At 68.2% G+C, this 21,203-nt stretch carries 18 protein-coding genes; 11 read left to right on the top strand and 7 right to left on the bottom strand.

Features of this window, described 5'->3' with window-relative positions; translation table 11 throughout:
• Window positions 1-74 precede the first annotated feature (74 nt).
• From GH266_RS13785 to pobA, 3 genes are all read right to left on the bottom strand, one after another.
• Window positions 75-1,364: an amidohydrolase family protein gene (locus GH266_RS13785; RefSeq protein WP_158194337.1), complete on the bottom strand. Its 1,290-nt coding sequence runs from the start codon at window positions 1,362-1,364 to the stop codon at window positions 75-77.
• 164 nt (window positions 1,365-1,528) lie between these two features.
• Entirely contained in the window at window positions 1,529-2,593 is a 1,065-nt protein-coding gene (ppk2, locus tag GH266_RS13780) for a polyphosphate kinase 2 (protein ID WP_158196210.1), read from the bottom strand.
• A gap of 296 nt (window positions 2,594-2,889) precedes the next feature.
• A complete protein-coding gene (pobA, locus tag GH266_RS13775) occupies window positions 2,890-4,104 on the bottom strand; it encodes a 4-hydroxybenzoate 3-monooxygenase (RefSeq protein WP_158194336.1) in 1,215 nt (404 codons plus the stop codon).
• 203 nt (window positions 4,105-4,307) lie between these two features.
• On the opposite strand from pobA, the gene GH266_RS13770 reads away from it, so the two are divergent.
• On the top strand, window positions 4,308-5,090 hold the full coding sequence (locus GH266_RS13770; RefSeq protein ID WP_158194335.1) for an AraC family transcriptional regulator: 783 nt from the start codon (window positions 4,308-4,310) through the stop codon (window positions 5,088-5,090).
• A 9-nt stretch (window positions 5,091-5,099) separates the two neighbouring features.
• Here GH266_RS13770 and pap read toward each other — a convergent pair whose 3' ends face one another.
• Window positions 5,100-6,566 (bottom strand): polyphosphate:AMP phosphotransferase, encoded by a 1,467-nt coding sequence (gene pap / locus GH266_RS13765; protein ID WP_199270321.1) that lies wholly within the window; start codon window positions 6,564-6,566, stop codon window positions 5,100-5,102.
• 302 nt (window positions 6,567-6,868) lie between these two features.
• Between pap and GH266_RS13760 the strand changes: the two genes are divergently transcribed.
• Complete coding sequence (locus GH266_RS13760) at window positions 6,869-8,956, top strand: bifunctional DedA family/phosphatase PAP2 family protein (protein ID WP_158194333.1); 2,088 nt, start codon at window positions 6,869-6,871, stop codon at window positions 8,954-8,956.
• Here GH266_RS13760 and GH266_RS13755 read toward each other — a convergent pair.
• Window positions 8,911-9,237, bottom strand: a complete 327-nt coding sequence (locus GH266_RS13755) for an ArsR/SmtB family transcription factor (protein WP_244953690.1) — start codon at window positions 9,235-9,237, stop codon at window positions 8,911-8,913. The genes GH266_RS13760 and GH266_RS13755 overlap by 46 nt on opposite strands.
• 149 nt (window positions 9,238-9,386) lie before the next feature.
• Between GH266_RS13755 and GH266_RS13750 the strand changes: the two genes are divergently transcribed.
• The 6 genes from GH266_RS13750 to GH266_RS13725 all read left to right on the top strand — a co-directional run bounded on the left by GH266_RS13750 (window position 9,387) and on the right by GH266_RS13725 (window position 14,709).
• Window positions 9,387-9,830 carry a YeeE/YedE family protein gene (locus tag GH266_RS13750; protein WP_158194332.1) on the top strand — a complete coding sequence of 148 codons (444 nt, stop codon included), beginning with the start codon at window positions 9,387-9,389 and terminating at the stop codon, window positions 9,828-9,830.
• Between the two features lie 3 nt (window positions 9,831-9,833).
• A complete protein-coding gene (locus GH266_RS13745) occupies window positions 9,834-10,271 on the top strand; it encodes a DUF6691 family protein (RefSeq protein WP_158194331.1) in 438 nt (145 codons plus the stop codon).
• Between the two features lie 55 nt (window positions 10,272-10,326).
• Window positions 10,327-11,220 carry an MBL fold metallo-hydrolase gene (locus GH266_RS13740; protein ID WP_158194330.1) on the top strand — a complete coding sequence of 298 codons (894 nt, stop codon included), beginning with the start codon at window positions 10,327-10,329 and terminating at the stop codon, window positions 11,218-11,220.
• A gap of 11 nt (window positions 11,221-11,231) precedes the next feature.
• Window positions 11,232-11,672 carry a protein tyrosine phosphatase family protein gene (locus GH266_RS13735; protein ID WP_158194329.1) on the top strand — a complete coding sequence of 147 codons (441 nt, stop codon included), beginning with the start codon at window positions 11,232-11,234 and terminating at the stop codon, window positions 11,670-11,672.
• A 161-nt stretch (window positions 11,673-11,833) separates the two neighbouring features.
• Window positions 11,834-13,618, top strand: a complete 1,785-nt coding sequence (locus tag GH266_RS13730; RefSeq protein ID WP_158194328.1) for a SulP family inorganic anion transporter — start codon at window positions 11,834-11,836, stop codon at window positions 13,616-13,618.
• An 8-nt stretch (window positions 13,619-13,626) separates the two neighbouring features.
• Window positions 13,627-14,709, top strand: a complete 1,083-nt coding sequence (locus tag GH266_RS13725) for a hypothetical protein (RefSeq protein WP_158194327.1) — start codon at window positions 13,627-13,629, stop codon at window positions 14,707-14,709.
• A gap of 7 nt (window positions 14,710-14,716) precedes the next feature.
• On the opposite strand, the gene GH266_RS13720 is transcribed toward GH266_RS13725, so the two are convergent.
• Window positions 14,717-16,747 carry a GGDEF and EAL domain-containing protein gene (locus tag GH266_RS13720; RefSeq protein WP_158194326.1) on the bottom strand — a complete coding sequence of 677 codons (2,031 nt, stop codon included), beginning with the start codon at window positions 16,745-16,747 and terminating at the stop codon, window positions 14,717-14,719.
• A gap of 211 nt (window positions 16,748-16,958) precedes the next feature.
• Between GH266_RS13720 and GH266_RS13715 the strand changes: the two genes are divergently transcribed.
• The gene (locus GH266_RS13715) at window positions 16,959-17,330 is read left to right on the top strand and encodes a septal ring lytic transglycosylase RlpA family protein (protein WP_158194325.1); all 372 of its coding nucleotides are present in this window, start codon (window positions 16,959-16,961) and stop codon (window positions 17,328-17,330) included.
• Window positions 17,331-17,587: 257 nt separating this feature from the next.
• Here GH266_RS13715 and GH266_RS13710 read toward each other — a convergent pair whose 3' ends face one another.
• On the bottom strand, window positions 17,588-18,511 hold the full coding sequence (locus GH266_RS13710) for a LysR substrate-binding domain-containing protein (RefSeq protein WP_158194324.1): 924 nt from the start codon (window positions 18,509-18,511) through the stop codon (window positions 17,588-17,590).
• 189 nt (window positions 18,512-18,700) lie between these two features.
• Here GH266_RS13710 and GH266_RS13705 point away from each other — a divergent pair, with 189 nt between their 5' ends.
• Complete coding sequence (locus tag GH266_RS13705) at window positions 18,701-19,921, top strand: acyl-CoA dehydrogenase (RefSeq protein WP_158194323.1); 1,221 nt, start codon at window positions 18,701-18,703, stop codon at window positions 19,919-19,921.
• 79 nt (window positions 19,922-20,000) lie between these two features.
• Window positions 20,001-21,182: an NAD(P)/FAD-dependent oxidoreductase gene (locus tag GH266_RS13700; RefSeq protein ID WP_158194322.1), complete on the top strand. Its 1,182-nt coding sequence runs from the start codon at window positions 20,001-20,003 to the stop codon at window positions 21,180-21,182.
• The last annotated feature ends 21 nt before the right edge of the window (window positions 21,183-21,203 follow it).

Below are 21,203 nucleotides of genomic sequence, written 5' to 3'. Positions count from 1 at the left end.
ATTGCGCGAGATTGAGAGCGAATTTCGCAAAATCCGTCTCGAAATTTCCAACCCCGGAAAACCGGCGGAAAGCCTTATTTTACAGGCGCGTAAGCCGCCGGATCGATCGTTTCCGGCCGTCCCTCGAGCGACAGGCGCGTGATCGCCGGATCGCTCTGCGCGATCACCTTGCCGCGGCGCACGACCGCCAGGCGGCGGGCCCGCAGGCGGATCGCCTCGATCGTGTCGGCCGCCTGCAGCAGCACGAAATCGGCGTTGCAGCCGGGCGCGATACCGTAGCCGTCGAGCCCCAGCGCGCGCGCCGGATGGGTCGTAACGCATTCAAAAGCATAGCGCATTTCGTCGCGGCTCATCATCTGCGCGACGTGCAGCCCCATCGACGCAACCTCCAGCATGTCGCCCGATCCCATCGAATACCAGGGGTCCATGACGCAGTCGTGGCCGAAGGAAACGTTGATGCCGTGCGCGCGCATTTCCGGCACGCGGGTCTGGCCCCGGCGCTTCGGATAGCTGTCGTGACGGCCCTGAAGCGTGATATTTATCAATGGGTTGGCGATGGCGTGCACCTGCGCCTCGGCGATCAGCGGCAGGAGCTTGGAGACGTAATAATTGTCCATCGAGTGCATCGAGGTGAGGTGCGATCCGGCGACCCGGCCGTGGAGGCCGAGGCGCTGCGTCTCGCAGGCCAGCGTCTCGATATGGCGCGACATCGGGTCGTCGCTCTCGTCGCAATGCATGTCGACCATCAGCCCGCGCACGGCGGCGAGCTCGCACAGCGCCCGCACCGAGCGGGCACCGTCCCCCATCGTCCGCTCGAAATGCGGGATGCCGCCGACCACGTCGACGCCCATGTCGAGCGCGCGGACAAGGTTGCGTTCCGCCGTCGGCGAGCGGTAGAGCCCGTCCTGCGGGAAGGCGACGAGCTGCAGGTCGATGTAAGGAGCGATCCGCTCGCGGACCTCAAGCAGCGCCTCGACGCCGGTAAGCTTGTCGTCGCACACGTCGACATGGGTGCGGATCGCCAAAAGCCCTTGCGAAACAGCAAGATCGCAGTAGCGCAGCGCCCGCTCGACCACCGCCTCGACGGTGAGCAGCGGCTTCAACTCGCCCCACAGGGCGATGCCCTCCAGCAAGGTGCCGCTCTCGTTCATGCGCGGCAGGCCGAGCGACAGCGTCGCGTCCATGTGGAAATGGCTGTCGACGAAGGGCGGGGATACCAGTCGGCCGCCGGCCTCGATCACACGGCCCGCCTCGCCCGAAATGCCGGGCTCCACGGCGGTGATCCGGCCGTCCCGGCAGGCGATGTCGATGTGCGCGCGCCCGTCGGGCAGCGTGGCGTTCTTGACGAGAAGATCGAAGGACATGGGCGAATTTTCCGGAATCAGCGCAAGGCTCGGGGCAGGTTCGCCGCAGTTTCGGCCCCCAGCGCTCCGGTTTCAAGCGCTCCGGTTTCCAGCACGCCCGTTTCCAGCGTGTCCGTTTCCGGCGCGCGGGTTCCGGCAATTCCAGGTCTTCGCCGGCGTCGCGCTCAGCGCGGCCCCGCGCCCGTTTCCGAGGTGTCCCAGCCGTGCTGCTGGTCGTATTCGCCGCGTTCCAGCAGAACGGTGGCGCGCCCCACCAGAAGGTCGTCGACGCGGCCGACGCGCTTGGCGTCCTTGCCCGTGTAGGGCATCGCCTGCAGCACATAGCGCATGGCGTTCAGCCGGGCCCGCTTCTTGTCGTCGGACTTGATCACCGTCCAGGGTGAATCCGCCGTGTCGGTGTGGAAGAACATCGCCTCCTTGGCCTTGGTGTAGTCGTCCCACTTGTCGCGCGAGGCGAGGTCGACCGGGGACAGTTTCCATTGCTTGAGCGGATGAACGTTGCGCTCGCGGAAGCGGCGGCTCTGTTCCTTGCGGCTGACGGAAAACCAGAACTTGATCAAATGGGTGCCGCTGCGCACCAGATTGCGCTCGAACTCCGGCACCTGGCGGAGGAACTCGCGATATTCCTCGTCGGTGCAAAAGCCCATGACCCGCTCGACACCGGCGCGGTTATACCAGCTGCGATCGAACAGAACGATCTCGCCGACCGTCGGCAAGTGCTTGACATAACGCTGGAAATACCATTGCCCTCGCTCCACCTCGTCCGGCTTTTCCAGAGCCACGACCCGCGCGCCGCGCGGGTTGAGATGCTCCATGAAGCGCTTGATCGTGCCGCCCTTTCCGGCCGCATCGCGCCCCTCGAACAGGATCACCACCCGCTGGCCGGCATCCTTGACCCAGGATTGCAGCTTGAGAAGCTCGGTCTGCAGCACGAACTTCTCGCGCTCGTAGTCGCGGCGCAGCATCTTGAAGCGGTAAGGATAGCCTCCCTCGCGCCAGTCGGGGGCAAGTTCGTTGCTGGTCCGGCGCGGAGTGCCCGGCGGCTTGGGCAGGCCGAGGGCGCGGCGCATGCGGCCGGCATCGTCGGGCGAGGCCCCGTCGATGATCGCGGCGATGCCGTCGTCGCTGCCGCTTTCGCCGTGTTCGGCAATGTCTTTCACGGCCGCAAGCTCGCTTTCCTGCACCGCGGCGACTCGCTGCTCCGAAAGGCTGGAAAGCCCGGCCGGCATGCCCGTTTCGTTGTCATTTTCGCTGCCAATTTCGCTGGCGGCTTCGAGGTCGGTCTCGATACCGGCCCCGGGGACAACCTTGTCGCCCGCCGTCGCTGCTTGCCGCTTGCCGTCAGTCACATGCACCTCCCGCCGCCGGCCTTTCGCCTGCACACCCTTCCTGCCGGCCTGCGGCGAAAGGCGCGCGGGCGGACCACTTGCGGTATCCTGAGGCATCCGGCATGCGCCGCCTTGACCCTTGTCAAACCGGGTCGGTGCACCGAAGAAAAAAGCCGGCAAAGAACTGCGCCGACGCCTCAGTAGGGCAGGCCGACATAGTTTTCGGCCAGCGTCGTCTGCGCGGCGCGGGAGGAGGCGAGGTAGTCGAATTCCGCCTGCTGCATGCGGGCGCCGAACGCGCCCTTTTCCGGAAAACGGTGCAGGGTCGTGGTCATCCACCAGGAAAAACGCTCGGCTTTCCAGACCCTTGCCAGTGCCCGATCGGAATAGGCGGCAAGGCCGGCCTCGTCGCCGCGCCCGTAATGGGCGATCAGCGCTTCCGACAGGTAGTGGATGTCGGAGGCGGCGAGGTTCAGCCCCTTGGCGCCGGTCGGCGGCACGATATGGGCGGCATCTCCGGCAAGGAACAGCCGGCCGAACCGCATCGGCTCGGCAACGAAGGAGCGCAAGGGGGCGATGCTTTTCTCGATGGACGGGCCGGTGACGAGGCGGGCCGCCACATCGGCGGGCAGATGCGCCGCCAGCGCCTCCCAGAACCGGTCGTCGGACCAGTCCTCGACCCGCTCGTCCAGCGCGCACTGGACGTAGTAGCGGCTGCGGGTGGCCGAGCGCATGGAGCAGAGCGCGAAGCCGCGCTCGTGGCCGGCATAGATCAGCTCCTCGTGCACCGGCGGCACGTCGGCGAGCAGGCCGAGCCAGCCGAACGGGTAGACCATCTCGAACAGCCGCAGCCGGTCGGCGGGGACAGACTTGCGCGAGACGCCATGAAACCCGTCGCAGCCGGCGACGAAATCGCAGTCGATACGGTGGACAGTTTCGCCAAGACGGAAGGTGACGAAGGGCTGAGCGCCCTCCAGATCGTGCAGGGCGACGTCCTCCGCCTCGTGCAGAACCGTGCCACCCATGGCATCGCGCGCGGCGTAGAGATCCGCCGTCACCTCGGTCTGGCCGTAGACCGTGACGGTGCGCCCGCCGGTCAGGCCGGCGAGATCGATGCGCAGGCGCCGACCGTGGAAAGCGATCTCGACGCCGTCATGGACGAGCCCCTCGCGCTCCATGCGGGTGCCGACGCCGGCCCGGCGCAGCAGGTCGACCGTGCCCTGCTCCAGCACCCCGGCGCGGATGCGCGAGAGCACATAGGCGCGCGAACGGCGCTCCAGCACCACGTTGTCGATGCCGGCAAGATGCAGCAGCTGGGACAGCAGCAGGCCGGAGGGACCGCCGCCGACGATGACGACGCTGGTGCGGGCCGGAACATCGGCAGGCGTCTGGCCGGACAGAACAGGGGTCATGCGCAAGGGTCCTCGACGAGATCGGCCTGCGAAGCAGGTTTGCCGTTCTGCCGAGAATGGGCGCGAAGCGCTGGACAAGGGAATGCAGAATTCGGTCAAATACAGGGATGAATCGAACATCGCGATCGCTGCCCGACTATGAACTATATGGGGAACCGGAGGGATCCGGCTTTCCAGATACGCTTCATATCGAACATCTGTCGGTGCGCAGCGGGCCGCGCCGCTGGCGCATCGCCCGCCACCGGCATCCCTCGCTGCACCAGCTGTTCTGGATCGAGCGCGGCGGCGGCGTCCTGATCGGCGAGGAGGGCGAGAGCACGCTCGGTGCCGCCAGTTTCCTGAACATGCCGGCAGGCGTCGCGCACGGGTTCCGCTTCCTGCCGGGCAGCACCGGCACCGTGCTGACCCTGCCGGTGGCGGTGTTCGAGCCGATCCGCGCGCGCATCGACCCGCGCGGGCAGCTGCTGGGCGTGCGCATCGGCCAGGCCCGCACGGCGCCGCCCGAGCTGGAGGCCTTGCTGGCCGAGCAGCAGGGCCGCAGGGACAATCGCGGCGAGGCGCTGGCCGCGCTGGCGACGCTGACCTTCATCTGGGCGCTGAGGCTGCTGGAGGCCGACCCGCAGGCCGGGCCGCAGGCGGGAGCCGGCAGCGCCGCAGCCCGGCTCGCCGCGCGCTTCCAGGCGCTTGTCGATGCGCATCACCGGGAATGGCACGCCCTGGAGCCGTATGCGGCGGCCCTTGCGGTGACCACGCCGCACCTGACCCGCGCCTGCCGGCAGGCGCTCGGCCAACCGGCCTCGGCGGTGCTGCGCGAGCGGCAGATGCTGGAAGCCCGGCGGCTGCTGGCCTATACGCAAGGGGCCGTCGCCGACATCGCCTATCGGCTGGGCTTCGCCGATCCGGGGCATTTCTCGCGGGTGTTCTCCGCCGCGACAGGCCTGTCGCCGCGGGCGTTTCGCCGGGGCTTCACCTCCGGCGCGGAATGAGGCCGCCGCTCACAGCGCGGCTTCCAGCCGCTCGACCAGGCGGCGCAGCACCTCGACGCGGGCGAAGCGCTTGTCTTCGGCCGCGACCAGATGCCAGGGCGCGAAACTGGTCGAGGTGCGGTCGACCATGTCGCCGGCCGCCTCGGTGTACTGGTCCCATTTCAGCCGGTTGCGCCAGTCCTCGTCGGTGATCTTGAACTGCTTGTAGGGCGTCTCCTCGCGCTCCTTGAAGCGGGCGAGCTGCTCCTGCCGGCTGATCGCCAGCCAGACCTTGACGACGATGGCGCCGGCATCGGTGAGCTCGGTCTCGAACTCGTTGATTTCATTGTAGGCGCGGGACCACTCGGCCTCGCTGCAGAAGCCTTCGACCCGTTCCACCAGCACCCGCCCGTACCAGGACCTGTCGAAGATCGCCGAGTGCCCGCGTCGCGGCAGCCGGTTCCAGAACCGCCACAGCCAGGGATGGGCGTGCTCCTCCTCGCTCGGGGCGGCGATGCGGTGAACGCGGTAGCGACGCGGATCGAGCGGGCGAATCACCCGGCGGATGGCACCGCCCTTGCCGGCAGCGTCGTTGCCCTCGAAGGCGAGGACGAGCGAGCGGTCGCGGAACGCCTTGCGGTCTATGAGGCGGGCGAGCTCGCCCTGCAGCCGGTCGAGCTCCGTGCGGTAGCGGTGTTTCGACAGGCGGGCACCGAGATCGACGGCCTCGACGGCGCTGCGCCGCTCGATGCCGGCGACCACGGCCGGCAGCGCCAGCGGATTGGCGAGCGCGGCCTCCAGCCGGCGGCGGATGGCCATCTCGACGCAGCGGCCGAGCGCAAGATCGCGGGCGCGCGGCTCGTCGCTGGGGATGACGATCCAGGGTGCGGCCGGGGTGGAGGTCGAAAGGGCGGCGCGCTCGAACGCCGCCTGGGCACCGGGGGCATGGGCGATGTCGGCCCATTCGGCGAGAATGCGCCGGGCGCGGTCCTTGCGGCCGAGCCCTTTCAACCGGCGTTTCTGGGTTTCGGGGGTGAGCGAGAACCAGAATTTCAGCACGAGCACGTTTTCGCTGGCGAGCAGCCCCTCGAACCGGTTGATGCGGGCAAGCCGGCGCTCGAACTCGGCCTCGCCGATCTCGCCCTGGACGAAGCAGCGCAGCGGCTCGTTGTACCAGGAGGAGACGACGACGGAGGTCTCGCCCAGCGCCGGCAGGTCGCGCCAGTAGCGCCACAGGTCCGGACGGCCGCGCTCTTCGTCGGTCTCCTCGTCATAGGCGTTGCAGGTGAGGTAGCGCACGTCGAGCCACTCGTGCAGCCGGGCGATGGCGTCGTTCTTGCCGGCCCCGTCGACACCGGCGATCACCACCAGCACGGAGAACGGCTTCTTCTCGATCACCTCGCGCTGGGCCGCGAGCAGCTCGGTGCGCAGCTTCGGCTCGAGCGCGTCGAAATCGGTACGGGACAGGTCGACGGGAAGGGAAGCCGACTGGAACACGGGCGCTGCTCTCCTGATGTCATGTCGCCGGGCGTGTGCCGCGCGCGGGGGATCAAGGTGCCGCGCATGCCGCCGCGATGCAATGGTTCGCGACCAAGGTCCCGGGACACGGCGATAAGGGCGCCTCATATAGTCGCACGCACGGCGCCTGTCATATGTCCTGCGCCAAGCCGCGGAGCGGAACGGGAAAAATGCTCTTTCCGAGGATTGGCGAAGCCGGCCGCAGGACGTACATGTAGCGGGCCGCGCCGGGGATTTCCGCCCGCGCCAGCCAGGAAACAGTTCATGCCCGGCCGCGTCTCGTGACCGACATTCTCAATCAGCTCGTCGCCTTCATCGGCGAAAACCCCGTTCTCGCCAACGTGGTCGTGTTCACGATCGCCATGGGCGAGGCGCTGTTCATCATCGGCATGTTCGTGCCCTCGACCGTGGTGCTGGTGGGCGCGGGAACGCTGGTCGGCCTCGGCAAGCTCGATCCCTGGCCGATCCTGTTCTGGACGACGATGGGCGCCATCGCCGGCGATGCGATCTCCTACTGGGTCGGGCATGTCTACAAGGACCGGATCAAGTCGGTCTGGCCGTTCAACCGCTACCGGACGCTGGTGGAGCGGGGCGAGGCCTATTTCCTGCTGCATGGCGGCAAGAGCGTGTTCATCGGCCGCTTCGTGCCGGGCGTGAAGGCCATCGTGCCGGGGATTGCCGGCATGGTCGGCATGCCGGTCGGCCGCTTCACCTTCATCAACGTCACCTCGGCGATCGTCTGGGCCATCGTGCATCTGGGTCCCGGCGTCATCGCCGGTACGGCTTTCAGCGCGCTGGGCGAAATCAGCGGCAGGCTGGCCACGGTGCTGGGCGTGCTTCTGGTGCTGCTCTTCGTCGCGGTGATGATCGCCCGCTGGCTGATCCTGATCGTGCTGCCGCTCTATGCCGGCAGCCGGCTGAGGACAGTCGAATGGCTGGGCCGGCACGAGAACCGCGTCAGCCGGTGGCTGGCGCAGATGCTGGATCCGGCGCATCCGCGCTCGGCCGGCATGATCGTCTCGGCGCTGCTGCTGATCGTCACCGTGCCGCTGTTCGCGGCGCTGGCGGCGGCGATCTCGCCCGACAACGGGCTCAACCGCGCCGACACCTCGATCCGCAACCTGTTCCAGGACCTGCGCACGCCGGTCGGCGACGACATCATGACCTTCATCACCATGCTCGGCGACGGGGTGGTGATCGCCTCCGTCGCGGCCGTGGTGATCGTCTACCTGTTCGCCCGCAAGGCCTGGCGACGGGCCACCGGCCTGATGATCGCGATCGCCAGCGCGGCCGTGTTCGTGCCGCTGTTCAAGATGCTGTTCCAGCGCGAACGGCCGATCGACATCTATGCCGGCGCCGATGCGCTGTCCTTCCCCTCCGGCCACGCGACGCTGACCGCGGTGCTGTTCGGCATCATCGCGGTGCTGGTCGCCCACGACCGTTCGCCCCTGATCAAGGCCGGCGTCTTCTCGCTGGCCGTGCCGCTGATCGGCGCGGTCGCCTTCTCGCGGATCTATCTCGGCGCCCACTGGATGAGCGATGTGGTCGGCGGCATCACCTTCGGCACGGCGATGGTCGCCACCTTCGCCTTCGTCTTCGGCTCGGTGCACAACGAGAAGATCGGCCGCTGGTCGCTGGCGGCCCTGACCGTGGTGACGCTGGCGGTCGTCGGCGGCATTCACGTCTCGCGCGACTTCGACCGGGCGCGGGATATGTACCGCCCGACCAAGCCGGTGGAGACGCTGACGAGCCAGGAATGGCTGTCCGGCGGCTGGGAAAAGGTGCCCGCGCACCGGATCGAACTCAGCGGCGAACGCGAGGAACCGCTGATTCTGCAATGGAGCGGCGATCCGCAGGCATTGGCCGACGCGCTAGCGCAGGACGGCTATCGGCCGGCGCCGGGCTGGTCGCTCACCACCTTTGCCGGCTTCCTGACCGGGCAGACCGCACCGGAAGACCTGCCCGCGCTGCCGCGCATCCAGAACGGGCGCGGCGCCGACCTGGTGCTGGTGCGGCGGGACGAGGACGAGGCTATCGGCGCGGACGGAAGCACGGATGGGGGACGCTGGGTGTTGCGGCTGTGGCAGACGCGCTTCGAGATCGAGACGCAGACCGGCGAACGGCTGCCGCTGCGCGTCGGTTCGCTGATCCACGAGCGCATCCTGCGCCCGCTCAACGAGCTGTCGGCCCCGCGCGCGGACCGCGACCTGCCTCAGGCGGACGAGAACCCGCTGAACGGGTTGCCGGGTGTGGTGCTGAAGATGCGAAGCGACGGGTCGACGGTGGCGCTGGGCGGCGAAGCCGTGGGCCTCTTGCGCCCCGATCAGGCGCCGACGGCGCCCTCGGAACCGGCATCGACCCCGCAATAGATGCCGTAGAGCGTCTCGAGAACGGCAAGCACCTCCGTGCTGGCCAGACTGTAATAGACCGTCTGGCCCTCGCGCCGGGCTTCGACCAGGCCCTGGACCCGCATTTTCGCAAGGTGCTGGGACAGGGCCGACTGGCTGAGGCCGACCCGTTCGGCCAGTGCGCCGACGCAGTGTTCGCCGCGCACGAGATGGCACAGCACCAGCAGTCGGCGGCTGTTGGCCATCGACGCGAGCAGAGCGGCGGCCTCGTCGGCCTTACTTTCCATCTCTTGAATATTCATTCTTGCTAATTTATATGGCTCGCATATATTTTCCATTCGAGGAAGCCCTTATGGGTCAGCGAGTCGCAACTGTGCCAAAGTGCCATTGACAGAAGTCGCGAGTCACAGCCTCGAAAAATCCCAAAAACACCGTTTGGCGAGACGTCGACATGAGCGAGTTCACTCCCCTTACTTCAGCCCTGGGCGGCATGCTGATCGGCCTCGCCGCGGTGCTGACCATGGCGCTTCTGGGGCGGATTGCGGGTATCAGCGGCATGATCGCCGGCCTGCTGCCGCCCTATGCGGGCGGCGCGGCCGCGGCCGGCGAGAGAGGGTGGCGCCTGGCGTTTCTTGCAGGCATGATCGCCTCGCCGCTGGTGCTCCTGGCCGCGACGGGCAGCCTGCCCGAGATCGAGGTGCCCGTCTCACTGCCGATGCTGGTGGCCGGCGGCCTGATCGCCGGCATCGGCGTGTCCTATGCCAACGGCTGCCCGTCCGGCCACGGCGTCTGCGGCATGGCACGGTTTTCGGTCCGCTCGATCGCCGCCACGCTGACCTTCATGGCAACCACCGCCGTCACCGTCTTTCTCGTCCGCCACGTTCTTGGAGCCTGACCGATGATCCGCATCGCTTCCGCCTTTCTCATCGGCCTCCTGTTCGGCGCCGGGCTCCTGCTGTCGGGCATGGCCAATCCGGCCAAGGTCCTGAACTTCTTCGACTTCGCCGGCAGCTGGGATCCCTCGCTCGCCTTCGTCATGGGCGGTGCGCTGCTGGTCACCGTGATCGGTTACCGGCTGGTGCTGGCCCGTCCGGCGCCGGCATTGGCGACGAGCTTCTCGCTGCCGGCCCGCATCACCCTCGATGGCCGGCTCATCGGCGGTTCGGCGCTGTTCGGCATCGGCTGGGGCATTGCCGGCTTCTGCCCGGGCGGCGTGGTGCCGGCGCTCGGCCTCGGCCGGATCGAACCGCTGGCTTTCGCCGGCGCGCTGACAGCGGCAATCGCCGCGGTGCGTCTTCTTGAGGCCCGGCGCATGCAACGACCGCAGGCCGCCTGACGCGGCCTCCCGCATAGTCTCTCAACCGATATCGAGACCGATGGAGCATCCCACGATGACCGAGACGACCTATCCTCTCGACCCGGCGACCCGGCCCGAGGTCACCGCCTTCTTCGACCCCAAGACCAACACGATCTCCTATGTGGTCCAGGATCCGGGATCGAAGGCCTGCGCCGTCGTCGACAGCGTGATGGATATCGACTACGCCGCCGGTCGCATTTCCTACGAGTCCGCCGACCGGATCATCGACTTCGTCCGCGAGAACGGGCTGACGGTCGACTGGCTGATCGAGACCCATGTCCATGCCGACCACCTGTCGGGCGCGCCCTACATCCAGGAGAAGCTCGGCGGGCGCATCGGCATCGGCGAGAACATCAGGACCGTGCAGGACACGTTCGGCAAGGTGTTCAACGAGGGCACCGAGTTCCAGCGCGACGGCTCGCAGTTCGACCACCTGTTCCGCGACGGCGACACCTATACGGTCGGCGGCATGACCTGCTTCGCCATGCACACGCCCGGCCATACCCCGGCCTGCATGACCCATGTGATGGGCAACGCCGCCTTCGTCGGCGACACGCTGTTCATGCCCGACGGCGGCACCGCCCGGGCCGACTTTCCCGGAGGCGACGCGCACGAGCTCTACCACTCGATCCGCAAGGTGCTGTCGCTGCCTGAGGAAACGCGCCTGTTCATGTGCCACGACTACGGCCCGAACGGCCGCGAGATCCGCTGGGAAACCACGGTGGGCGAGGAGCGCAAGCACAACATCCATGTGCGCGACGGCGTCACCGAGGAAGAATTCGTGGCGATGCGCCAGGCGCGCGATGCCACCCTCGACATGCCGAAATTGATCATTCCCTCGATACAGGTCAACATGCGCGCCGGCAAACTGCCGCCAAAGGATGACAGCGGCCGGACCTTCCTGAAGGTGCCGGTCAACGGATTGTAAGGACAGGAAGAATGCAGAGCGCCCGGGTCGACGACACCCTCACCGTATCGTTCCAGATCCAGCCGGAGGATGTCGCGGCGATCCGCGACGCGGGCTTCGTCGCGATCGTCAACAACCGCCCGGACGGGGAAGCTCCCGACCAGCCGGCCGGCGCGGAGATCGCGCGCGCCGCCGCCGAGGCCGGCCTTGCCTATACGGCCCTGCCGGTCACGGGCCGCGAAGGCATCACGCCCGACACGATCCGCGGCTTCCATGAGGCGCTGGAGACGGCCGGCGGTCCGGTCTTCGCCTTCTGCCGTACCGGCACGCGCTCGATCAACCTGTGGGCCCTGTCCCAGGCCGGCGACCGCGACCCGGCCGAGCTGGTGCGCATGGCGGCGGATGCCGGCTACGACCTGTCCGGCCTTGCCCCGGCGCTGCGCCAGATTGCCGATCACGGTCTTCCTGGGTGAAACTTTGGCCGGCTGAAACGTTGGCCGGCTGAACCGTCGGCCGGCCGCAAGGCCAGCCGGACGCACACCTTCCGCCCCCCTACCTGGCGGGGCCTCCCGGTTGCGCCGCCCGCCAGCGGGCGGCGCACTTTCCTTTTGCGACACGCGGTTCCGGCTTCGACATGACACGCCTTGCCTCCTATCTGCCGATCCTCGACTGGGGCCGCACCTATGGCCGCGACACGGCGACCGACGACCTGATCGCGGCGCTGATCGTGACGATCATGCTGATCCCGCAGTCGCTCGCCTATGCGCTGCTGGCCGGACTGCCGCCGGAAGTCGGCCTTTACGCCTCGATCCTGCCGCTCGTCGCCTATGCGCTGTTCGGCACCAGCCGGGCGCTGGCCGTGGGACCTGTGGCCGTCGTGTCGTTGATGACCGCCTCGGCGGTGGGCGAGATCGCGGCGCAGGGCACGCCCGAATATCTCGGTGCGGCGATCGTTCTGGCGCTGCTGTCCGGAGCAATGCTGGTTGCCATGGGCCTGTTTCGCCTCGGCTTTCTCGCCAACCTGCTGAGCCACCCGGTGATCTCCGGCTTCATCACCGCAAGCGGGCTGATCATCGCCGCCGGGCAGCTGAAGCACATCCTGGGCATCGGCGGCTCGGGCAGCACGATGGTGGAGATCGGCAGCGGGCTTGCCGCTAACCTCGGCAATGCCAACCCCTATGCGCTGGCGATAGGCGTGCCGGTGACGCTCTTCCTGTTCTGGGTGCGCAGCGGGCTGAAGCCGGCGCTGGTGCGGGCGGGCCTGCGGCCGCGGCTTGCCGACATCATCGCCAAGTCCGGCCCGGTGGCGGCGGTGGCCGCAACGACGCTGGCGGCCCATGTCTTTTCCCTCGGCGACAAGGGCGTGAAGCTGGTCGGCCACATTCCCTCCGGCCTGCCGGCGCCCGCGCTGCCGCCGCTCGACCCGCAGCTGTGGGGCCAGCTGGTGGTGCCCGCCCTGCTGATCTCGGTGATCGGCTTCGTGGAATCGGTCTCCGTCGCGCAGACGCTGGCGGCGAAGAAACGCCAGCGCATCGTCCCGGACCAGGAGCTGATCGGGCTCGGCGCGACCAACATCGCCTCCGGCATTTCCGGCGGCTATCCGGTGACCGGCGGCTTCGCGCGCTCGGTGGTGAATTTCGATGCGGGCGCGGCGACGCCGGCGGCCGGCGCCTTCACCGCCATCGGCATCGCGCTGGCCACGCTGTTCCTGACGCCGCTGATTTCAGAACTGCCGCAGGCGACGCTGGCCGCCACGATCATCGTCGCCGTGCTGTCGCTGGTCGACCTGAAGGCGCTCCGCCGGGTCTGGGCCTATTCGCGCAGCGACTTCGCGGCCATGGCGGCAACGATCCTGGCGACGCTCGCCCTCGGCGTGGAGACCGGCGTCACCGTCGGCGTCGGCGTGTCGCTGGCGCTGCATCTGTATCGCAGCACCCGGCCGCACATGGCCATCGTCGGCATCGTCCCGGGGACCGAGCATTTCCGCAACATCAACCGGCACAAGGTGATCACCGGCGAGACCGTGCTCACCCTGCGGGTCGACGAGAGCCTGTTCTTCGCCAACAGCCGGTTCCTGGAAGACCGGCTGACCGAGCTGGTCGCCGAGCGCCCGCAGCTGCGGCATGTCGTGCTGATGTGCACCGCGGTCAACGAGATCGACGCCTCGGCTCTGGAGAGCCTGGAGGAGATCAGCCGCCGGCTGGCCGACGCCGAGGTCGGCTTCCACCTGTCGGAGGTCAAGGGTCCGGTGATGGACCGGTTGCAGCGCACCGACTTCCTCACCCACCTCAACGGCAAGGTGTTCCTGACCCAGTACGAGGCCTTCGCCGCGCTCGATCCGAGCACCGCGCATATCGCCGAGGCGCGGAAGCCGCGCAAGGCGACCAAGGCCGACTTCTGGATCGGCCCGGAAATCTGAGGCGGGCAATGGACGAGGGCAGGCAGCCAGACGAGGGACACGACCCGGACAGCGGCCTGGTCTGGCGCTACAACGCCGTCCCTGCCGGGGGAAGCGACTGCCTTGCCGTGGTGTTCTCGCAGGTGCGCGTGCCGCCGGGCCGCTTCGGGCTGGAGCGGCTGTTCGCCAACACCCGCCATGCCTGCCTGTTCCTCAACTGCCCCGACCCGGTCTGGTATCTCGGCTGCGAGGCGGCCATCGACCGCGCCATCGATCGGGCTGCGAAAGCCTCCAAGGCATCGCGGCTCGTCCATTACGGCGCTTCCAAGGGCGCCTATGGTGCGCTTGCGACAGCCCTGCGGCGCGGCGACGGACGGGCCTTCGCCTTCGGCCCGGAGCTGGTGCTCGGCCGGCCGGGCAGTCAGAGCGGCGCGGTGCGGAGCGCGGCGATGGCCACCGCCCCCGACCTGGGCGCGCGGTTGCAACGCGCCGCAGAAGGCCCGGACCTGACGCTGGTCTTCGGCATTCTCGATGCAACGGATACGGCCGGTGCAGTGGCGCTGAGCGGCCATGATCTGCCGGAACAGGTGAAGGTTCTCCGCCTCGTCTCGTCCCATGCCAGCCACGACCATCTCTACACGCTGAACATCGCCCGCAAGCTGATCGCCGGGTTTACCCGCGATCTCGGCGGGCTTTGCGCCGAGCGCGGGCTGATCGCGGGCGACGAAACGGCCGATCTCGCCCGTTTCGCAGGCTTTGCCGAAACGGTGGCTGAGGCCGTGGAAGAGGGCAGCGGAACGGGCAAGGCGGTAGCGGAGGCCGTGGCGGCCGCGCTTGCCGACCCTTACGCACGCATCAACCCGGGCTACGGGCTTGCGGTCGGGCAGGCGCTGGTGCGCCTAGAGCGACGCGCCGAGGCGGCCGGATGGCTCGCCGCGGTGCAGGAGCGGATCGACGCGATGCCGGGGGCAGCGGCCTTGCCGAAACGCTGGCGCAAGGCGGTGTGGCGGGCGCGGCTTTCGGCCGTGGAAGGTACAGCCCGCACGGCGCTGCTGGCCGAGGCGCAGGCACGGTTTGCCGGAGAGACCTTCGAGGAGGGCGGGCCGGCGTGACGCCGGATCAGGACCAGGCTTGCGGCGGCGAGACAGCGTGGCCTTGTGCATAGGCGACTCCGAGCCCCTTGAGAATATCGAGGTGCAGCGGCTCGGTGACGTATTCGGCGACCGTCGGCAGGCCCAGCGCCTCGGCAAGGCCGACGACACCCGAGACGGCGGCCCGCTTGACCGGATCGCCGGCAAGCCCGGCCGTCAGCAACCGGTCGATCTTGATGAGGTCGAAGGCATTGGCGCGCAGCTGGGTGAAGCCCGCCATGCCCCGTCCGAAATGATCGAGCGCGATGCGGCAGCCGAGCGTGCGCAGGTCGGTCATCAGGTTCCACGCCTCGGGCTTCAGCCGCGAAAGGGCGGTTTCCGAGACCTCGAAGACCAGGGACCGCGCCAGCTCGGGCGAGCGCTCCAGCCGGCCGACGAGCTGACGCGCAAAGACCGGGCTGTGCAGGGTCTCCGCCGACACGTCGACGGCAACCGGCAGTCCGTCGCTCCCGCCCGTTTCGAGGCGCGAGAGCACGGCATCGACCACCAGCCGGTCGACCGACCGCATCAATCCGTGACGTTCGGCGGTCGAGCGGATCATCGAGGGGCCGTGCAACTCGCCGTCGCCGGCGGCGACGCGCGGCAGCACCTCCTGCATCACCGGCGCACCGCTGCCAAGGTCGACGATCGTCATGGCGTGCAGCAGGAAGCCTTCGCCGGCGATTGCCCGTTCCACGGCGAGCAGATGATGGATCTCGGCCTTGCGGTCGTCGCCAGTTTTTCCCGTTCCGTCATGGGAGACGATACGGTGGCCGCCGGCGGCCTTGGCCTGCATGCAGGCGAAATCCGCCCATTGCAGCACCCGGCCGACCGTCAGCGCCTGACGGGCCGCCTCGTCGTCCTCGGGCACCACCGAAGCGATGCCGATGCTGGCGCTGCTGCGGAAGGTCAGGTCTTCCCAGACGAGGCGATAGCCCTCGAAGGCGGAAAGGAGGCGATTGCAGATCGCATGCGCCGCCAGGGGCAGGGTGCTGTCGATGATCAGGCCGAACTCGTCGCCGCCGATGCGCGCCACCTCGACATCCTCGCCCGACGATTGCCGCAACAGGCGGGCGATGTCTTGCAGGAAGCGGTCGCCGGCGCCGTGGCCGGCAGTGTCGTTGACCAGCTTGAAGCCGTCGAGATCGATGAAGACGACACTGAAGCCGGCGCTGCCATCCTGCCGAAAGGCGGCGACGCGCCGCTCCAGCCCGGTCTCGAAGGCCCGGCGGTTGGCGATGCCGGTGAGGTCGTCCTGCAAGGCCAGGCGCTCCAGCCGCTCCGACAGGCGGCGCGTCTCGGTGACGTCGCGCAGGGTGACGACGGCCGCCTCGATCTCGCCGTCGCCATTGCGGAACGGCTGCAGGCGGGCATCCATCACGACGGGGGCACCGTCCGGCGCCGTGTCGTGGAAGTCGTATTCCACCGTCTCCCCGGCAAGGCAGCGATCGAGCCAGGGGCGGATCTCGGCGGCAAAGCGCTCCACGCCCACGATCTCGATGAGCGAACGGCCGCGAAAACTGTCCGCGGTGCAGCCGTGCCAGCGGGCATTGCTGTCGTTGGTCAGGATGTAGCGATAGTCGCGGTCGACGATGGACAGGCGGTCCGACATCTGGGTGACGGCGCTCTCGTAGAGGCGCAGCACCTCCTCCGCCTTCTTCAGGTCGGTGATGTCCCGCCCGTAGGCGGCGACGCCGAGCAGGCGGCCATCCGCATCGTGCACCGGCTGATAGCGCACGTCGAAGAAGCGGCGGCCCTGGCCGGGCACATTGACCCAGTCCTGGAGCACGGAGGCCTGACCGGAAAGCGCTCTCTCCAGGTAGGGGGCGCGGCGCGGAAAGGCGCCGGCGCCGGCAACCTCCTGCACGGTGCGGCCGATGGCCTCCTCCCGGGTCATGCCGCCGATGATCACGTAAGGATCGTTGGCCTCGCGGATGATGTAGTCGGGCGTGCAGAAATAGATGGGATCCTGGGACGCGGCGATGATAGCGGCATGCAGCCCCTCAACGGGCCAAGCCACTTCCGGTCGTGCCGTATCGCCTGCCGTCATCCGGTCCGCCCCCGCACCGTCGTCCCGCCGCCGCTGAATCCGTAGCGGCAATGCGACCAATTCTCGGTGCTTGCCATAACAAAGTCACGAAAAATGGCCATTGCCGAACATACTCGTTAACGAATTGCTCGACCACTGGGCCCTCGTAAAAACTTCAAGGTTGAAATATGGACCGCCGCAGATGATTCGCAAGCCCCGGCTCCACGTGCTGATCGCACTCGCCTGCGCCGGTCTCGGTGCCTCGCCGGCGCTGGCCGAGTGCGGCCGCGCCTCCTGGTACGAGCTCACCGGACGCACCGCCAGCGGCGCGCGCGCCAACCCCGAAGCGCTGACGGCGGCGCACCGCAAGCTGCCCTTCGGCACCAAGGTGCAGGTGGAGAACCTGTCGAACGGCCGCAAGGTGACGCTGACCATCGTCGACCGCGGCCCGTTCGTGCGCGGCCGGGTGATCGACGTCTCGCGGCGCGCGGCGCGCGAGCTGAAGTTCATCAACAAGGGGGTGACCAGGGTGCGGGTAACGGTCGCCGGACGGACGGAGGCGTCCTGCGGCTGACGCGCGGCGGATCGCGCTGCAAATTCGGCTGAAGGGTGGTCCGAAGCGGCGGGAAAATTGGTCCTGACCGTGAGGAGGGAGGGGGGAACCCCACGGCCAGGACCGCCGCATCTCCTTGACGAAGACAGCCTGATACCAACAGGATTCGCGGGCGTTGCAAATCCGTATTTTTGCCTCGCGTCCGCGCAACGTGTCACAGCGGCCGGGAACGTTGCGGAAGCCGGCAGGGGCCGCTGCGTTCACGATCCATGATCGCGTCAGCCCGGCAGCACCGCCCTGTCGCCGCCGCCGGCGGCCGCGACCTCGCCCATCAGCCAGTCGCGGAAACGGGCCGCGACGGGCCGCAACGAACGGTCTTCCGGATAGACGAGGTGATAGGCGGAAGGGAGCCGCAGCACCGTGTCGAACAGCTGGACCAGCCGTCCGGATGCCAGTTCCTCGGCAACGAAGAAGCGCGGCACCAGCGCCGCGCCGAGGTCGTTGGCAGCGGCCTCCGCCATCATCACGAACTGCTCGAACCGCGGCCCCTGGAAGGCGAGCTCCGTCTCCACCCCGGCGCATTCGAACCATTGCCGCCAGGCGAGCGGGCGCGTCGACTGGTGCAGGCGGAGGAGCGGAGCCAGATCCTGCGGCCGGCGGATGCGGTGCCGGGCCTTGAACGCCGGCGAGGCGACCGCAATCACGTCCTCGCGGAAGAGCGGCTCGGCGACCGCTCCGGCCCAGACGGGATCGCCATAATGGATCGCAACGTCGAACGGCTCCTTGGCGAAGTCGAAGGGACGCAGCCGCACCGTCACGTTGAGGCTGGCGGTCGGGTGAGCGGCGATGAACCCGGCGAGGCGCGGCGCCAGCCAGCGGGTGCCGAAAGAAGGCAGGGTGGCGAGGTTGAGCACGTCCTCGTTGCCGGCGAAGGACATCACCTGCCGCGTGGCAGCGGTGAGGCTCTCCAGTGCGCCGCGCACGTCATGCAGGTAGAGCCGGCCGGCATCGGTCAGCACGATGCGCTGGCGCACCCGCTTGAACAGCTCGACCCCCAGCCGGGTCTCCAGGTGGCGCACCTGCTTGGAGACCGCGCCCTGGGTGAGATGCAGTTCCTCCGCCGCGCGGGTGAAGCTGCCGTGCCGTGCCGCGCACTCGAAGGCGATCAGGCTGTCGGCGTGGGGAACGAAGCCGCGTTTCAAACCCTATTCCATTCGCTCATGAACTTGAGACAACATATCACTTTTCGCCGGCAGCGACAGACCGGACACTCGCGCCCGAACATTCACCCCTTTCCCGGGTCCGGCCACCACAGACAGGCAGGGGCCCCGACGACAGGACGCACTCTGCCGGCGGCACTGACCGCGGGCGGACCGGAGGAGACAAGACCCATGACCGCACACGCATCCGCTCACAAGTCCGACCCGACCGGCGGCGGTCGCTTCGCCTGGGAAGACCCGTTCCTGCTGCGCGACCAGCTGAACGAGGACGAGATCCTGATCATGGAGACCGCCCGCGCCTACGCCCAGGACAAGCTGATGCCGCGCGTGCTGGAAGCCTATGCCCAGGAGAAGACCGACCGCGAGATCTTCAACGAGATGGGCGAGCTCGGCCTGCTCGGCATCACGCTGCCGGAAGAGTATGGCTGCGCCAACGCCTCCTACGTCGCCTACGGCCTCGTCGCCCGCGAGATCGAGCGGGTCGACTCCGGCTACCGTTCGATGAACTCGGTGCAGTCCTCGCTGGTGATGTATCCGATCTATGCCTATGGCAGCGAGGAGCAGCGCAAGAAGTACCTGCCGAAGCTCGCCAGCGGCGAATTCGTCGGCTGCTTCGGCCTGACCGAGCCGGATGCAGGCTCCGACCCGTCCGGCATGCGCACCCGCGCCGAGAAGATCGACGGCGGCTACCGGCTCAAGGGCTCCAAGATGTGGATCTCCAACGCCCCGATCGCCGACGTCTTCGTCGTCTGGGCCAAGTCCGACGCCCATGACGGGGCGATCCGCGGCTTCGTCCTCGACAAGGGCATGAAGGGTCTTTCCGCACCGAAGATCGGCGGCAAGCTGTCTTTGCGCGCCTCGATCACCGGCGAGATCGTCATGGACAATGTCGAGGTCGGCGAGGACGCGCTGCTGCCGAACGTCGCCGGCCTGAAGGGCCCGTTCGGCTGCCTCAACCGCGCGCGCTACGGCATTTCCTGGGGTGCGCTGGGTGCGGCCGAGGATTGCTGGCACCGGGCCCGCAACTACGGCCTGGAGCGCAAGCAGTTCAACAAGCCGCTGGCCCAGACCCAGCTCTTCCAGAAGAAGCTCGCCGACATGCAGACCGAGATCGCGCTCGGCCTTCAGGCCTCCCTGCGCGTCGGCCGCCTGTTCGATGAGGGGCGCGTGGCGCCGGAGATGATCTCCATCGTCAAGCGCAACAATTGCGGCAAGGCGCTGGACATCGCCCGCCAGGCCCGCGACATGCACGGCGGCAACGGCATCCAGGAGGAGTACCACGTCATGCGGCACGCCCAGAACCTGGAGACGGTGAACACCTACGAGGGCACGCATGACGTCCATGCGCTGATCCTCGGCCGCGCCCAGACCGGTCTGCAGGCGTTCTTCTGATCAGTCCCAAAAGGGCGGGGGCCGGCGGCCCCCGTCCGCTTTTTTTAAAGCCAACCGCTTGCCACAGGACGGGCTCGACGTGAGCGCTGAGACTTTCGACGTCGCGATCGTCGGCGGTGCGGTTATGGGATCCTCCATCGCCTGCCACCTTGCCATGGACCCGGACTTCACCGGCCGGGTCGTCGTGATCGAGAAGGACCCGTCCTACCGGACCTGCGCCTCGGCGCTGTCGGCGGCCTCGATCCGCCAGCAATTCTCCGAGCCGACCAACATCGCCATCTCGCTCTACGGCATCGAGTTTCTGCGCGAGATCGGCATGCGGCTGGCGGTCGGCGACGAGCGGCCCGCGATCGACCTGCACGAAGGCGGCTACCTGTTCCTGGCGACAGCCGACAAGCGGCACATCCTGGAGGAAAACCACGCCCTGCAGACCCGCATGGGCGCGGACATCGCCTTCCTGGAGCCGCACGAGCTTCTCGCCCGCTTTCCCTGGCTCAATGTCGAGGACATTGCCGCCGGCTGCTGGGGACGCTCCGGCGAGGGCTGGTTCGACGGCTACGGGTTGATGCAGGCCTTCCGCAAGAAGGCGCGCGCGCTCAGTGTGCCCTATCTGGCGGCCGAGGTGCGGGAGGCCGCGCGCGAGGGCGAGGGGTTCCGCCTGCAGCTGTCGGACGGCAGCACGATCTCGGCCGGAAAGCTGGTCAATGCCGCCGGCGCGGAAGGGGCGGCGCGGCTCGCCCGCCAGCTCGGCGTCGACCTGCCGGTGGAAAGCCGCAAGCGGATGATCTTCACCTTCGACTGCCGCGAGCCCGTTGCCGGCTGTCCGCTGCTGATCGATCCGACCGGCACCTATGTGCGCCCGGAAGGCACCGGCTTCCTGTGCGGCTCCGCCCCGCCGCAGGAGCGCGACCCGGACACCCGCGACTTCGACGTGGAGCACGATTTCTTCGACGAATATCTGTGGCCGGTGCTCGCCGCACGCGTGCCCGCCTTCGAGGCGATCCGGCCGGGCCAGGCCTGGGCCGGCCACTACGACATGAACCTGTTCGACCACAACGCCATTCTCGGCACGGTCGACGGCCATCCGGGCCTTTATCTTGCCACCGGCTTTTCCGGCCACGGGCTGCAGCAGTCGCCGGCGGTCGGCCGCGGCATTGCCGAACTCATCGTCCACGGCGGCTGGCGCAGCCTCGATCTTGGTGCCCTGTCGCACGAGCGGATTGCACAAGGGCGCCCGGTGTTGGAAAAGAACGTGGTCTGATCCTCGTCGCGCCGCCCGCCG

Origin of the sequence: Stappia indica (assembly GCF_009789575.1) — a bacterium.
GTDB lineage: Bacteria > Pseudomonadota > Alphaproteobacteria > Rhizobiales > Stappiaceae > Stappia > Stappia indica_A.
This window is presented reverse-complemented; position numbering and strand designations above follow the sequence as displayed.

Coding starts and splice junctions, on each gene's coding strand:
- GH266_RS13705 (WP_158194323.1), top strand. CDS start 18,701: ATGACCGCACACGCATCCGCTCACAAGTCCGACCCGACCGGCGGCGGT.
- GH266_RS13715 (WP_158194325.1), top strand. CDS start 16,959: ATGATTCGCAAGCCCCGGCTCCACGTGCTGATCGCACTCGCCTGCGCC.
- GH266_RS13755 (WP_244953690.1), bottom strand. CDS start 9,237: ATGAATATTCAAGAGATGGAAAGTAAGGCCGACGAGGCCGCCGCTCTG.
- GH266_RS13750 (WP_158194332.1), top strand. CDS start 9,387: ATGAGCGAGTTCACTCCCCTTACTTCAGCCCTGGGCGGCATGCTGATC.
- GH266_RS13745 (WP_158194331.1), top strand. CDS start 9,834: ATGATCCGCATCGCTTCCGCCTTTCTCATCGGCCTCCTGTTCGGCGCC.
- GH266_RS13735 (WP_158194329.1), top strand. CDS start 11,232: ATGCAGAGCGCCCGGGTCGACGACACCCTCACCGTATCGTTCCAGATC.
- GH266_RS13730 (WP_158194328.1), top strand. CDS start 11,834: ATGACACGCCTTGCCTCCTATCTGCCGATCCTCGACTGGGGCCGCACC.
- ppk2 (WP_158196210.1), bottom strand. CDS start 2,593: ATGCCGGCCGGGCTTTCCAGCCTTTCGGAGCAGCGAGTCGCCGCGGTG.
- pobA (WP_158194336.1), bottom strand. CDS start 4,104: ATGACCCCTGTTCTGTCCGGCCAGACGCCTGCCGATGTTCCGGCCCGC.
- GH266_RS13785 (WP_158194337.1), bottom strand. CDS start 1,364: ATGTCCTTCGATCTTCTCGTCAAGAACGCCACGCTGCCCGACGGGCGC.
- GH266_RS13740 (WP_158194330.1), top strand. CDS start 10,327: ATGACCGAGACGACCTATCCTCTCGACCCGGCGACCCGGCCCGAGGTC.
- GH266_RS13725 (WP_158194327.1), top strand. CDS start 13,627: ATGGACGAGGGCAGGCAGCCAGACGAGGGACACGACCCGGACAGCGGC.